At 70.8% G+C, this 250-nt stretch carries 1 protein-coding gene; it reads left to right on the top strand.

Features of this window, described 5'->3' with window-relative positions:
• On the top strand, positions 1-250 hold a 250-nt coding region (locus SB754_RS21900; protein ID WP_410784412.1), incomplete at both ends, for a glycosyl hydrolase family 95 catalytic domain-containing protein.

The following is a 250-nucleotide window of genomic DNA, read 5'->3' as shown; positions in this document are numbered from 1 at the left end:
CATCTGGGTCGCGGCCGACGGCACCACCGGATCCCTCGCGATGGGCACGACGCCGACGACGCAGATGGTGCGCGAGCTGTTCCGGAACGTGCTCGCAGCGGCCTCCGACCTGCGGGCGGACGAGCCTCTCCTCGTTGAGATCGAGGCGGCGCTGCCGCGGCTCGCGCCCATGCAGATCAGCCCCACGACCGGCCAGCTGCAGGAGTACCTCGACGACTGGGGACGCACCATGAAGGCCGAGGTGCTCTCG

The organism is Leifsonia sp. SIMBA_070, from assembly GCF_046534635.1.
In the GTDB taxonomy this organism is placed as follows: Bacteria; Actinomycetota; Actinomycetes; order Actinomycetales; family Microbacteriaceae; genus Leifsonia.
The sequence above is the reverse complement of the archived record's forward strand: the minus strand, read 5'-3'. Positions and strand labels throughout refer to the sequence as shown.